Below are 13318 nucleotides of genomic sequence, written 5' to 3'. Positions count from 1 at the left end.
GTTCTTCCTCCTCGGTTCGATTCAATGATGATCTGTCCCCTGCAGCAGTTCCTGTATCCCTTGCTCAATGACGGTTTCCACTCTCGGGTCGAATACGGCCGGCAGCATGAACAGCTTCGAAGAGTCTCGGCCTTCATAGCCGCCCTCCTCCACCTGCTTCGCGGTAGGGACGTACCCGATCATGCCGTTGCTATAGCCGAGCGCCAGCGCCCGGCCGCCTGACAGCCGCTTCACCTTCTCGCTGTACTCCAGCACCATCTCGCCGTCCATGGCGATGAAGCTCATTCCGTCCGCGATATCCAGCCGGCTCAGCTGCAGCGGGATGGAAGGCGTCAGCAGTTGCGGATTCCGCCGCAGCTTGACCGACCATTGGCCTGGAAGTCCTTCGGCGTTCTCCGTCGCCGCGATCTCTTCCTCGCTCGGCAGAGACAGATAAGGCAGATCCACGCCGATCAGGCGGCCGCCCAGCTTCCCCGGAGGCACCGGCTTCATCGGGCGGCCCAGCACAGTGGTCACCGCGTCGGCGAGCATCCGGCCGAGCCGCCGGACGTCTTCGGCGTCTCCCGAGTAGAACTTGTCGTCCCGGAAGAGCGCGGGTCTTGTATCGCCGCAGCACCCCTGCAGGAACGACACGACGGTTCCTCCGCCGATCGATTGCTCGAGCATCGCCATCGCCGCTCCGGAGTAATCGGAATTGACCTGATTGAGGTTCGTCACCGTCGGATGGCACGTGTAGTGCATCCATACGGCCTTGGTCGCTCCGGACTCGGCGGTGAACCGGAACACTTCGACGTTCGTATCGATGTAGTTGTCCGGATTCGGAGCCATTACCATCGCCCCGTTCACCCACTTGCGCCGGTTGATGCCGACTTGGCAAGTGCCGGATCCACGCTCGATCGACACCGGCTCCAGCGTGGAGATCGCAGCGCCTACCGCCTGCAAGAGCCAATCCTCGAGCTGGTCCATATAACCGGCGTCCGGAAGGCCCAGCATATCGACGAATTGCGTCGTCGTCTGCGGCCCGCCGTGCGTGTGCGACGCGCTTAGGATGACGTGCTCCGGGCGGATGCCGAACCGGTCGAGCAGCTTGCCCCGAATGCCCGCCATCCGCTCCGGTCCCCACCAGATAATGTCGGCTTCCACCACAAGCGCCGTCACGTCCTGTCCGTTCACCTGCTGGCGAAATGCATTGGCCCTCAAGTACAGGCGGCTGCTGATCGCTTCATACGGTCCGGTGCGATTGCCGAACCCGGCGAGCGGAATCGGCTCGAGCGGCGTGATGTCGACTTTGGACACCCCCATCAGCATTGCGGAAGCACTCATCGTTATCCCTCCAGGAGGACCGGCTTGCCGGACTCGGACGAAGCGTAGATCGACTCGACGAGCTGTACGGCCCGCAAGCCGTCCATCCCTGTAACGAGCGGGGTGCGGCCGGTCTCGATCGACTCGATCACATCGATGAATTGAAGCTTGTGATTCACATACGAGATCGCTTTCGGATCGGACACGCCTCCGCCTCCGACAGCCGGTGCGCCGAAATCAGGCTCCGGTACACCCGGCACCGTCCAATGGACGATCTGCGTCCCTTCCAGCTTGATCGTACCTTTCTCGCCGTAAATGTTCAGCGCGGCCTGGAAGCCGGGCTGAATGCTGGTCGACGCCATTACGGTGCCGAACGCGCCGTTCTTGAACTGCAGAATGCCGAGCCCGATGTCTTCGGCTTCCATCCGGTGCGTCTGCGTAGCCACTTTCCCGTAGATGGAAGCCAGCGGCCCCCCGAACCAGAGCAGCAGATCGATGGAATGAATGCCCTGATTCATAAGCGCGCCCCCATCCTCCACGAGCGTCCCGCGCCAGTCGGCGCTGTCGTAGTAAGCCTGCGTCCGGTAGAACGGCAGGGAGATCTCCAGCAGCAGCAGCTTGCCGAGCGCCCCATCATCAAGCACTTGCCGAACGGCCTGGTGCTGGGCTTCGAACCGGCGCTGGGAGATGACCGACAGCGTGACGCCGTTCGCTTCCGCCGTCCGGATGAGCTCGGCCACTTGAGCGGAGGTCATGGCGGCCGGTTTTTCGACGACGAGATGCTTGCCCGCGTTCAGCACGTCCAGCCCGATCCGATGATGGCTGCCGCTCGACGTCGTCACGGAGACGATGTCTACGTTCGGATCGTGCAGCAGCGCCTTGTAATCCGTATACCACGCGCAGCCTTGCGCTTCCGCCACGGAGCGCGCCTTCTCCTCGCTTCGGCTCGAGACCGCGGCGACTCGAACCTGCTCGATTTCGCTTAGCGCTTTCATATGAAAATCCGCGATCGTGCCGCAGCCCACTATTCCGATTCCCCAAGTTTTAGCCACTTGTTATACCCCCTGAGATAAAGTCCTTAAGGCGTCGAGCGTCATGCGGGTGCCCATCATCTGGGTACCGCCTTCCGGCACATAATGCGTCTCGATCGTGAACAGCCCGTCGTAGCCGTCGGCGATTAGCGCCTTCAATTGCGCTATGACCGGTACAGAGCCCGAACCGAGCGGCACGCAGCGCGAAGTTCCGTCTGGCCGCACGTACGCGTCCTTCAGATGGACGTGCGCGAGCACATCCTTCATCGCAGCGTACCCGGCCGGATACGCTTCGTGCCCGCCGTACGCTTCGTTGCCCGGGTCCCACAGGCCCTTCACAGCCGGCGAGCCGACACCTCTCACGATCGCCGCCACTTCCTCCGCGAAGCCGCCGTTGCAGGACGGCTCGTTCTCTACGAGCAGCAGCGCGCCGGCCCGCTCCGCGACCGCGGCGGCCCGCTTCAGATGAGCCACGATCTCCGCCGTGTACCGCTCCGGCTCCTTCTCGCGCCAGAACGAGAAGATGCGGATGCGCTTCGTCCCGAGCAGGCCCGCAATTGCGAGCACCCGGTCGAGCTTGGCGAAGTGCGCCTCCACGCTCTCTTCCTTCTGGCCGAACATGTCGCCTGAGGCGACCGGCCGCTCGGGATCCAGCGCGCACTTGAACAGCGGGGATGCGATCGCCGAGATGAACAAGCCCTTCGCCTCCACCTTCCGGCGTACTTCCTTCACTTGCTCGTCGTTCATATTGGCAATGTTCACACCGTCCACTACTCGAATCTCTACGTGCTTCAACCCTTGCTCCGTTATCCAATCCAGTGCCTCGTCGAAACGGGCCGATACTTCGTCGGTCAGTACACCCAATCGGTCCAGTACCACAAATTCCACTCCCTTTTTAAAGCCCACGTCACTTTGCGGGGTTTCGGTTTACGCATCTTGTTTGACTATAGCAAGTTTCCCGGGGGAAATGTTGACTTTTCTTTCGATGCGAGTATCAAAATTTTTTGAGTGCCCCGGAACTAGGTCAGGAGCGATAACATTCCTTTTATACCACCGCGCGTTTTCTGAACGCCGTCGTTTTTCGGCAAGCGACTCCATATTTGAACTCAAGCCCTTCGCTTCCCGTCTGCTCATCCGAACGAACCGGCACCCACACGACCACGCCGTTCAGCTCGCCCTCGAGCTCGACCTGTCCGCCCTCGCAAGCCGAGATCCGGACTTGGCGGCGCGCCCGCGTCCAAGCGTTGATCCGATCCGCCGTCCAAAATTCAAAGCCTTGTCGGCGCGCCTCGGTCACTACTTTGCGGAACGCAGCCCGCACTTCCTCCCGCCGTAATATGTGGTACTGGTGGAACAGGAAGTGAGCGACGCCTTCAACGCGCTTAGCGATCGCGAGACACGGCTCGATAATGCTGCTGTCCGCCCACGACCCGAGATCCATGTCCTGCGTGAAAAATCCGAGCTCAAGCACGTCATAAAACCGGTTGCGCTCGTCGCACCAGGCGATCGGGAAGTACGGATGGCAAGTCGCGAACGGTACGCCTACGTTGCCCCGCTTGCTCGGCCCGCGCGACTCGTCCGATTGGATGCCCGTCTCCTCGCACCAGCGGAACAGCTCGCCCCATCCCTCGAAGCGGGTGTAATGGTTTTTGTTCGAGATGACGGTCTCGCTTCCGATCGCCCCTTGCAGCCACTTGAATTGCGACAAGAACTGTTCCCGGGTCCAAGGATGATCGATCGCGTTATAATGAAAGCCGAGTTCATGGCCGTCTGCCCGAATCGCTTCATATAAGGACGGGCTGTAGCCCGGTTCGATCATACACCATGTTGATTGGACGCCGCATTCCTTCAACAATTCCAGAGTGGCCAGACCGGCCTCGTCCTCGTTGCCGTCGCTGTCATGGGAGATGAGCGCCACGCCGCTCAAGCCGTCCGGCCAATGACCGAGGAACGGCAGCGTCAGTCCTTTAGCCAGGGCGGTCCGGATGACGTGGCCCACGAGCGCCTCCCGCCAGAGGTCCGCATACGGATGGGGATAATAGGGCTGCCCGGTCTGCGTAGCCGCCCGATCCGCCACCCAATCCACGGCGGTCTCGTCATCGGCCTTAAGCCAGCCGTCATCCAGCGATCCGGACCCGTCCGGGGCCGGGATGCCGTCCTCGAACACCGGCTGCGTGCCCTGCTGGAGCTGTACGACGGTGTTCACCAGATCGACGGACCAGCGGTCGATCGTCCCGGTCCCTACGCGGAATTGCAGCACCGCGGCAGGTCCGTCGGCCTGCACTTGAACCCCGCCGCTCACCGAGCCGATGCGCTCCGCTACATATTCATTATCGCTCCCGGTCGCCCAGGGCGTCGCCTTCATAAACCGCAGCGGACGCTCGTCGACCCAGCTTTCCGGCAGATGAGCATAACCCGGCTTCAGCGGCGAAAGCGCCGTGCATTTCAGCTTTTTGCTCAAACCTCCCAAATTCCCGAGGCCGATAAGCGAGCCTCCGTTCTCCGCATAGCTCCATAGCGCCTCCGCGGACGCGGCCCCCTCCCGGACGAAAGCGGCGATCGCCACATCCGGGTTCACCTTCATGAGCTCCTCCACACTGTCGATAAGTACGAACGGAACGCCCGCTTGCCCGAGCAGCTCCGCAATATACGATTCGAATACGTTTACGCCTTGCGCTCGACGAGAATCCGCTTCTTGCCGATCCACCAATACCGCCAATTTTGCCATACGCATAGTAGCCGACTCTCCTTGTTTTAAGTTAGAATTTTTTAATTGTATCATACCTGTATTCTAGCTCGGAGAACGGAATGTGACCAGCACTTTTTTCAGAGGGTCCGAGGGATAGGCCGACGGTAGGATAGACAACACATTGCCTGTATCAATTTGTTGAAGATTCGGCTATAATTGAAGATTGAAACCATTTTTGAAGGATTGGACGACAGACATGAGACGTGAAAGTGAATTTCGCTACTCCAAGCTGGCCCATATTTTGAGAGAGCAAATCTTATCCGGCTACATCAAGCCCGGAGAGTTTCTCCTGTCGGAGAACGAGCTTTGCCGGTATTACGGGATTAGCCGGACTTCCGTCCGCAAGTCGCTTGAACAACTGCAAAAAGAAGGACTCATAATCAAAAAAGTCGGCCAAGGCACGATCGTCTCTCCCGACCTCGTCATCCCGGAGAGCGCGACAAAGGTGATTCGCATCATGGCGCCCGCTCCTTCGCATTACGTCGATCACTGCCTGCCGATCATCATCGAGGCGTTCAAGCGCAAGTACCCGAATGTGGAAGTGAGGCTGCTGAGCTTCCCCAGCACGAACTTCCGCGAATCGATGCGAACGGCGATGGAGCTTGGCCACGCCCCGCACCTGCTGATCGTCACGGATCGGCAGTTCGACGAGCTCAACCAGTTCGCCTCCTTCGCGAGCCTGCAAGACCGGTTCCAGGGAACGCTCGACGCGATGTACCCTCGCCTGGTCGAGGGTTTCCGACGAGACGGGGAAGTGAAGGCGATGCCGGCCACGTTCTCGCCCGTCTACTTGGCGTACAACGCCCGGCTGTTCGCGGAGCAAGGCATTCCCCGGCCGGAGCCGGACTGGACGTTGTCCGATTTCCTGTCGGCCGCCAAGCGGCTCACCCTCGATACGGACGCGGACGGCATCACGAACCAATACGGCCTGCTCTTCTCGTCGTCCTCGAGCCGCTGGCCGGTCATCGCGCTGCAGAACGGCTACCACTTCCAACCCGGCTCGAGCCGGGAGGCGCTCGTGAGGACGCTCGATTTCATCCACAATGCCGTTTACCGCGAGCGCTCGGTGACCCTCTGCCAGCCGTCTTACGGCGCCAATTCGAAGGCCTTCGTCTACGAGAAGACCGCCATGGTGCTGACCACCGCCATCGAAGCCGCAGGATGGGCGGCGGACCTGTCGTTCGAGCCGCAGATCGCGCCCCTGCCGTTCGGGCCGGAGAAAGCTTCGCTTCTCGTGGCCAACGGGTTCATGATCCCGACCCATTGCCCCGACTTCGACCTGACCGCTCAGTTCCTGGAGACGGCGCTCGATCCCGAGCTGCAGGTCGAGCTGGCTAAGACGACGAGCTTCCTGTCCTGCCTGACCGTCAACGACCAGGTATGCGAGGAAGAGGACCTTCGCGCCTTGAACATCGTCGGCGATCAGATTATCAATTGCCATTACTTGAGCGATATGTTCGAAGACCCGATGCTTATCGGGGAGCTCGAAGCGGAGATGGAGCTGTTCTGGACGGGTCTCGAGTCGGCCGACTCGTTCGCCGACCGGATGATCCGGATTATCGCCGGTACGTAAACTAACGGATCGCTGTTAGTACACATGCATGAGGAACCCCGGACCTATCCGGGGTTTTTTCATGTTTATTTCATAGGTCTTTAGGACTAAATGTTAAGATTTTCCGATATTTTTCCCCTTTCCTTCCTTCCCGCTCGGAGGAGATTGGAAAATCATGTCGAATACGGTTATACAGCAAAGCAGCAATGACAAAATGGCAAAGGTGGGCTTTTTCATGAAGGACAAGTTGACGCAATGGCGGTCCCGCTTCAAAGGGACGATGAACCAAGCCAAGCGGCCAATGACGAACGCAGAATCCAATCAGGAAGGCGGGAAGCTTACGTTGCAAAATCCGTTTCGTTCCGTCGGCGTCATGCTGTTCCTGTTATTTTTCGTCAGCATCGTCGCCATCGTTGTCATCGTAGGCCTCTTGTCGGCGCAAATCTCCAAAGGAATCATTACCGACAAAGTATCAGACGCCTCGAAGCAAACGATCGTGCAGTCGGCCGACAAGCTGGACTTTTTCCTGGAAAGCCTCGAAACGATCTCCGTACAGCTGATGTCCGACGATACGGTGGCCGACAACTTGACCAAATACAAGGACAAGACGCTCAGCGCCTTCGACAAGCTCCAGGCCGGCTCGGCGGTCAACAACCGCCTGAAGAGCTACGTAATGGCGAATAACAAGATCGCCGACATCAACATTATCCCGATGGCTCCGGAATCGGACAGCTACAAGACTTCCACGAGCATGAAGGATACGGTCTTCACGAGCGAATGGTTCAAGGAAGTGAAGGAAGGCGACGGCAAGGGGATCTGGCTGCCCGCTCTGAAAGCCGGTTATGTAACGTCGCCGAACACGTTCGCGATCGCACGCGTGCTTCGCAACATCAAGTCCAGCAGCGTGGAAGGCATCCTCGTCATCGAAGTGAAGGAATCGGCGCTCAAGGAAGTGCTGAACGGTCTCACGATCGGAGAAGGCAGCGAAATCGCAATCGTCAGCCCTACGAACAAGATCGTCTGGTCGGCCAAGACGGAGAACATGGAAGCGAATTATCCGATCGATGTCGCGGGCCGGGCCAAATCCGCGTCGAGCGAGACCGACACGTTCGAGTCGAAGGTCAACGGCGAGACTCATCTGGTCGCCTACGATGTGCTCGGCCGCTCCAAGTGGTACTTGACGGGGAACGTACCGGTCAAAGAGCTCGTCAAGGAAGCGAACAAGATTTCGACCGTGATGTGGGTCATGGTCGGTATCGCGTCCATCGTGGCGATCGGGCTCGGCCTGCTCGTCATGCGGATGATCGGCTCCCCGCTCGTCGCGATGCGCAATCTGATGAACGAGGGCGCGCGCGGGAACCTCATCGTGCGGATGCGGGCCACGGGTCGTCAGGACGAGATCGGTCAGCTGGGCGACAGCTTCAACCTGATGATGGACCAGATCACGCACCTCGTTCGCCAGACGAACGATTCGGCTCAAGAAGTGCTGAACACCGCGGCCGAGCTCTCGGACGCCTCGAAGAAGACGGCGCTCTCGGCCAAGGAGATCGCCGTCGCCACCGAGGAGATCGCCTCCGGCGCATCGAGTCTGGCCATGGAGGCGGAACGCGGCAACGACTTGACGAGCAACATCAATCTTAAGGTGAACCAAGTGGTCGCCTCCAATCAGCAGATGGAAGCGTCCAGCTCCGAAGTGTTGAAGTCGAGCAACCAAGGCAAGATCTACATGTCCGAGCTCATCACCAAGACGAACACGACCGAAGAAATGACCCGCTCCATGGTGATGAAGGTCGAGAAGCTGCAAGAGAGCACCCGCTCGATTCGCAAAATTCTCGACGTGCTGAACACGATGACGAAGCAGACGAACATCCTGTCGCTGAACGCCACGATCGAAGCGGCCCGAGCCGGTGCCGCGGGCAAAGGCTTCATGGTCGTCGCCGACGAGATCCGCAAGCTCGCGGACCAGTCGAAGCAATCGATCGACGTCGTCGGGCAGATCACCGAGACGATTCAGCACGAGATTCAGGAGACGGTATCCGTCTTGACGGAAGCGTACCCGCTCTTCCAGGAGCAGATCGCCTCCGTGAAGCATACGGATGAAATCTTCAAGCAAGTGCAGGAGCGCGTGACCGGCTTCACCGTCCAGCTGCGCGACGTGACCGGCTCGATCCAGGAGTTGAAAGAGTCGCAGCTTGTACTGGCCGATGCGATGAGCAACGTCAGCGCCGTAGCGGAAGAATCGTCCGCAACCTCGCAGGAGGTCGCCTCGCTCAGCACCGAGCAGCTCAGCATCAGCAGCGGGCTCGTCCGGCTGTCCGAGAAGCTCGAGGAGCTGTCGAACTCGCTCAAGGAATCGCTCAGCAAGTTCACGATCTGATTGACCGAAGTTATGTACATAATAAGAACCGAATGAGAAAAGCCGTCGGAGTGATCCGGCGGCTTTTCTCCTTATGCCAGCTTTTCGATAAAAAGGGAAGCGCTGGTCGTCGGAGTGTTCCCTCCGATGCTCCCTTGGATTACCACGTTCATCCCGGTTTGGTCAATTCGTTGCAGTGTAATCACGTCGCCCGCCGATAATGGTGTCACGACTTGCCCTGGAATCGTTTGGTTGCCCGAACCTGCTCCATAATTGCTGCACGGAATTAGCGTCTTAGGGGCCGGCCCGGCTGGATCTCTAAACAATCCAAACGCCGTATTGCCCTGTTGGGGGAATACCTCCCAGGTAATTTCGTAAATCCCGTCTTGAAGAATGTTAATACTGGATGGAGAAGTGAACGAAATGGCTGTACCGTTCACGAGCTGACTGGTGAACTGTACGATGCCGCCGTCCGATCCTCCGCCTGAAGAAGCCGGCCCAAGCGTTTGATCAGTCGATCTGCAAAAGAAGGCAAAGGATGTAACCGCCGGAGGTCCTTGAGGTCCTTGTGGTCCCTGAGGCCCCTGCGGTCCAGGAGGCCCGGGAGGTCCAGGAGGTCCTACTCTTCCCATAATCACACACTCCTTATTTACTATTCGTGTACTCCCACACCATTTGCGGGGTGTAATACACCCACAGAACAACTTATTCCCGTTTGAAATAATCGGTGCGCTCCATACGAACCCATTTTCCGCCGGCTTGTATTATCGTCCATGCCTTTTCACTTTCTTGTACATACCCTAATACGACCCTGCTATCGCCACAGAAGGAGGAAGCCGATTGAACTCCAAAAAAGGTTATGTAGGCATTATGGTAGCCGCCGGCAAGCAAAGAAGGCATGTCCTGCAGCATTACATGCGCTTCTCACCTCCCAATATGCCGCTATACAGCTTTACGCCTTCATCGATCAACTGGAAGCGAAGGACGATTATTGGCCTTCATCGTTCGAAAGGGAAGTGGATGTTCCGCAGATTTGCTTTTCCCCGGTCCGTATACAATCGTTGTTACGACTTGGAACGGATCAAGGTCATGCGGCGCCTGGAGCACGTAATCGGCCGCCAAACCTGCTTCAACCATACGAACAAATTCAACAAATTCGAGGTTCATACGCACCTGCTGGAAAGTCTGGCCCCCTACTTGCCGGAAACGATCCTTTATCGTCCCGAAGAAGTCGTTTCTTTCCTGGAGAAGCACAACGTCATCTATTTAAAGCCTGTGTACGGACTACAAGGAAAAGGGGTATATCGCGTAGAACGGAAGGAATCCGGGGAAATCCATATTGGCTATCATCATTTCTCGCCTAATACTATCTTGCCTGACAGCGGGAAATTATTGAAACATCTTGAAGGTCTGATCCGCAAGAAACCCTACATCATCCAGCAAGGGATCCCGATCCAGCAAGTGAACGAGCAAACCTTCGATTTACGCGTGCTCGTGCAAAAGAACGGGAGCGGCGAATGGAGCGTCACGAATGTAGTCAGCCGGATCGCCCATAAAGGCTGCTACAATACAAGCATCAGCGAGACCATTTGTTTATCGGAAGAGGCGCTTCGGCCCTTCTACGCGCCCGAACAGATTGAGGTGGTCCGGCTATTCATAGAATCCGTCAGTGTGACGGCCGCTCAGCAATTGGAAACGCGGTCCGGACTCCACTTGGGTGAACTGAGCGTTGATTTTGCGTTGGACAACGACCGCCATTTTTGGATCATCGAATTGAACGGAAATCCGCAGAAGGATTTGTATAAAGAATTCGAGAGCCAGACTGCCGTATACAAGCAACCGATGCAATACGCGCACTACCTGAGCCGGAAATGATGAGGCAGGGATGGTTCAGTATATGGATCAATGCTTGTCATGGTTACATGCCTGTAGGCATGGCCAAGCGCACAAAGACCTTCAATCCTCGGATTGAAGGTCTTTCGTCTTCCGTTCTGCCATATTCGGATGCGCTCACCCGAACGTGTGGTTCGGCAGCCCGCTTACGCCGGGCTTGATGCGGAATACACCGCCGGTGAGCGGATACTTGGCCAGCACCTCGTCGGACAAGCCGACACGGGCCGAGGTGATGTAGAGCTCGTCGCGATTCGGGCCGCCGAACGTGCACGAGGTTACCTGCGGGGCCGGCACATGCGCCGTGCCGATGCATTCGGCAGTTGCGGGATTCCACCGTGTGACCCGGAAGCCGCCCCAATGCGCGACCCACAGCATCCCTTCCGCATCGACCGTCATCCCGTCCGGATAAGCGAATTCCTTCGGAATGCGAATCGCGGTTCTCCGGTTGGCCAATTCACCGTTCTGGAGGTCCACATCGAACGCAACCACTTCGTAGGTCGGCGTATCGATGTAATACATCGTCCGGTTATCCGGACTCCATCCCAATCCGTTGGAGCACGTAACCGGGCCGAATTCTTCGCGCACGCGAAGCTGGAGATCCGGATCCAGGCTGTAGACGGACCCTTGTCCCCGTACATCGTTCATGGACATCGTCCCGCCCCAGTAGCGGCCGGTCGCGTCGCACTTCCCGTCGTTGAACCGGTTCTCCGCCTTGTCCGCTTCGATGCCGTCCAGGAGCGTCCGCACCGTGCCGCTCTCCGGATCGAAGAGGCCGATCGAATGCGGGAACGTCAGCAGGATGCCGCCGTCCGCAGCGGGTACGGCCGCCGTCACCATCTCCTCGAACGGATAAGCGCGCAGCTCCCCGCCTTCCGGCTTGTATTCGTTCAGGCGCTTCCCCGTAATGTCGACCCACAACAGGCTTGACCGCCCGGCATCCCAATGCGGTCCTTCCCCCAATAAGGACTTCGCGTCCACAACCAATTCCGCTTCCCACTGCATAGCCGAATCCTCCATCCCACATATATGTACGTGCTGCGCTTCCTTGTCCCTTCCATATTGTAACATAGAAAAGACATCCGGGTTACGTTCAGTTAACCGGATGTCTTCGGGACGGAGCAATCGGCCGATCCCACTACATGCATGGCTCGATTGATCCAGGGCTTCGATGGAGGCGAAGTCCGCACTCGATTCGGTCGAATCCCGCACAGCTTCACCATGAGCGACTCCTGGTAGCGGGTGATCGCTTCCATATTCGCCTGTACTCTCCTCGCCGTTTCCTCGGAGGCAGCGGAAATGTCGGCCAGACTCTCGATGATTCTGGCGAGCGCCTTCTGGCTTCTGGCGAGCGAGTCGAGAATGTCCAATTGCAGTTCATGATGCTTGCGGATCAGACCCATGCTTCCTTATCCCCCTAATTCATGAAGCCGCCAACATCCGACCCGGACATGCCGGAAGAGTTGTCATCCTCGCTCCGGTTCAAGATCACCTTCAAATTTTTGGCCAGCGCGTACTCCATCTTCGTCAGCCCGTCAATCACTTCAAGGAACTGCTCATGATATTCGAGGGGACCTTTCACTTGATCCTCGTGGCTGTAAAAAACTTTGTGATTAATATGGCCGCAGATCCAATCGCGCGATTTCTCCGTCTCGTTCGCCTTCGCTTCCAGGATGAGCGAGATGTTGTATTGAAGCTTGACCGAAGCATCCAAAATCCGCAGGAACGCGTCTCGGCGTTTCATGAATTCCCCCCCCTTTCCCAGCCCCGGTTTGGCCGGTTTACTCTTCCTCTTCTCCGTCGGTCAGCTCTTTGATCACGACTTCCAAGTTCTCGGCGATCGCTTCCTCCAAGTCCGCCAGGGACGTCAAATATTGGCTGACGCTCTTGGCGATGTCGATTGCCTGGCTCCCTACGGCGATAGCCCCGTCGAACTGCAGGTTCGTATTCGGCAGGGCTCCGATCACATGCGCCGTGTTGACGATATTGAGCCGCTTCGCTTCAAGTATTCGGGCCAGCTCCATATGCGATTTGGCCATATGCCCGATGATGGACGTCACTCGCTTTTGCACCGGCGCAATCCTCCTTCGTACGTGTCAGCCGGCCGTATCAGCCGGCCGTGTCAGCCTGCCGTGTAAGCCTGCTCATGGCCTTCTTCGAACCCTTTGGCGAATCCGACCTGATACCCTTTCTCATACGCGGCGTTATAGTTTTTTTCGTAGACTTCGGCATAGCTCGGGTTATGCGGCGTGATCCGCTTCTTGCCTCGTTTTTTTCGCTTGGCCCATTTTCTTCTTAACTTGCTGCGCTTTCCAATGGAGAGGCGTTTGCCTTTGGCCGGCTTTTTGCCCTTCTTCCCGGAAACGCGCCGTTTCTTTCGCTTCATACCGGAACCTCCTGTTAGAGCTCGTAACTTTTCTCCCCCTCATTGTATGAAT

Annotated in this window: 12 protein-coding genes; 3 read left to right on the top strand and 9 right to left on the bottom strand. The window is 57.8% G+C overall.

Annotation, left to right across the window (positions count from 1 at the left end):
• Positions 1-21 precede the first annotated feature (21 nt).
• The 4 genes from ACI5FR_RS14975 to ACI5FR_RS14960 all read right to left on the bottom strand — a co-directional run bounded on the left by ACI5FR_RS14975 (position 22) and on the right by ACI5FR_RS14960 (position 5067).
• Positions 22-1323, bottom strand: a complete 1302-nt coding sequence (locus ACI5FR_RS14975) for a neutral/alkaline non-lysosomal ceramidase N-terminal domain-containing protein (protein WP_405455538.1) — start codon at positions 1321-1323, stop codon at positions 22-24.
• A gap of 2 nt (positions 1324-1325) precedes the next feature.
• Positions 1326-2354 (bottom strand): Gfo/Idh/MocA family protein, encoded by a 1029-nt coding sequence (locus tag ACI5FR_RS14970; RefSeq protein WP_405455536.1) that lies wholly within the window; start codon positions 2352-2354, stop codon positions 1326-1328.
• Positions 2355-2357: 3 nt separating this feature from the next.
• Entirely contained in the window at positions 2358-3212 is an 855-nt protein-coding gene (locus ACI5FR_RS14965; protein ID WP_405455534.1) for a sugar phosphate isomerase/epimerase family protein, read from the bottom strand.
• Between the two features lie 166 nt (positions 3213-3378).
• Entirely contained in the window at positions 3379-5067 is a 1689-nt protein-coding gene (locus ACI5FR_RS14960; protein ID WP_405455531.1) for a polysaccharide deacetylase family protein, read from the bottom strand.
• A 211-nt stretch (positions 5068-5278) separates the two neighbouring features.
• Here ACI5FR_RS14960 and ACI5FR_RS14955 point away from each other — a divergent pair, with 211 nt between their 5' ends.
• From ACI5FR_RS14955 to ACI5FR_RS14945, 3 genes are all read left to right on the top strand, one after another.
• Positions 5279-6655, top strand: coding sequence for an extracellular solute-binding protein (locus ACI5FR_RS14955; RefSeq protein WP_405455529.1), 1377 nt, complete (start codon positions 5279-5281; stop codon positions 6653-6655).
• 214 nt (positions 6656-6869) lie between these two features.
• Entirely contained in the window at positions 6870-9011 is a 2142-nt protein-coding gene (locus ACI5FR_RS14950; protein WP_405455526.1) for a methyl-accepting chemotaxis protein, read from the top strand.
• 819 nt (positions 9012-9830) lie between these two features.
• A complete protein-coding gene (locus ACI5FR_RS14945) occupies positions 9831-10865 on the top strand; it encodes a YheC/YheD family endospore coat-associated protein (protein ID WP_405455524.1) in 1035 nt (344 codons plus the stop codon).
• A gap of 135 nt (positions 10866-11000) precedes the next feature.
• Here the strand turns inward: ACI5FR_RS14945 and ACI5FR_RS14940 are convergent, their stop codons facing one another.
• The 5 genes from ACI5FR_RS14940 to ACI5FR_RS14920 form a co-directional block, all read right to left on the bottom strand.
• On the bottom strand, positions 11001-11885 hold the full coding sequence (locus ACI5FR_RS14940) for an SMP-30/gluconolactonase/LRE family protein (RefSeq protein WP_405455522.1): 885 nt from the start codon (positions 11883-11885) through the stop codon (positions 11001-11003).
• Between the two features lie 92 nt (positions 11886-11977).
• The gene (locus tag ACI5FR_RS14935; RefSeq protein ID WP_405455521.1) at positions 11978-12283 is read right to left on the bottom strand and encodes a hypothetical protein; all 306 of its coding nucleotides are present in this window, start codon (positions 12281-12283) and stop codon (positions 11978-11980) included.
• Between the two features lie 14 nt (positions 12284-12297).
• On the bottom strand, positions 12298-12624 hold the full coding sequence (locus tag ACI5FR_RS14930) for an alpha-helical endospore appendage domain-containing protein (RefSeq protein ID WP_405455520.1): 327 nt from the start codon (positions 12622-12624) through the stop codon (positions 12298-12300).
• A gap of 37 nt (positions 12625-12661) precedes the next feature.
• Positions 12662-12952, bottom strand: coding sequence for a nucleoside-diphosphate sugar epimerase (locus ACI5FR_RS14925; RefSeq protein ID WP_405455519.1), 291 nt, complete (start codon positions 12950-12952; stop codon positions 12662-12664).
• Positions 12953-13002: 50 nt separating this feature from the next.
• Positions 13003-13266, bottom strand: a complete 264-nt coding sequence (locus ACI5FR_RS14920; protein ID WP_405455517.1) for a hypothetical protein — start codon at positions 13264-13266, stop codon at positions 13003-13005.
• Positions 13267-13318: the final 52 nt, after the last annotated feature.

It is taken from the genome of Paenibacillus sp. HJGM_3 (assembly GCF_045062745.1).
In the GTDB taxonomy this organism is placed as follows: domain Bacteria; phylum Bacillota; class Bacilli; order Paenibacillales; family NBRC-103111; genus Paenibacillus_AA.
Note: the sequence above shows the minus strand (reverse complement) of the source record. Positions and strands in the feature narration are given on the sequence as shown.

Coding starts and splice junctions, on each gene's coding strand:
- ACI5FR_RS14975 (WP_405455538.1), bottom strand. CDS start 1,323: ATGAGTGCTTCCGCAATGCTGATGGGGGTGTCCAAAGTCGACATCACG.
- ACI5FR_RS14960 (WP_405455531.1), bottom strand. CDS start 5,067: ATGCGTATGGCAAAATTGGCGGTATTGGTGGATCGGCAAGAAGCGGAT.
- ACI5FR_RS14955 (WP_405455529.1), top strand. CDS start 5,279: ATGAGACGTGAAAGTGAATTTCGCTACTCCAAGCTGGCCCATATTTTG.
- ACI5FR_RS14950 (WP_405455526.1), top strand. CDS start 6,870: ATGAAGGACAAGTTGACGCAATGGCGGTCCCGCTTCAAAGGGACGATG.
- ACI5FR_RS14940 (WP_405455522.1), bottom strand. CDS start 11,885: ATGCAGTGGGAAGCGGAATTGGTTGTGGACGCGAAGTCCTTATTGGGG.
- ACI5FR_RS14935 (WP_405455521.1), bottom strand. CDS start 12,283: ATGGGTCTGATCCGCAAGCATCATGAACTGCAATTGGACATTCTCGAC.
- ACI5FR_RS14930 (WP_405455520.1), bottom strand. CDS start 12,624: ATGAAACGCCGAGACGCGTTCCTGCGGATTTTGGATGCTTCGGTCAAG.
- ACI5FR_RS14920 (WP_405455517.1), bottom strand. CDS start 13,266: ATGAAGCGAAAGAAACGGCGCGTTTCCGGGAAGAAGGGCAAAAAGCCG.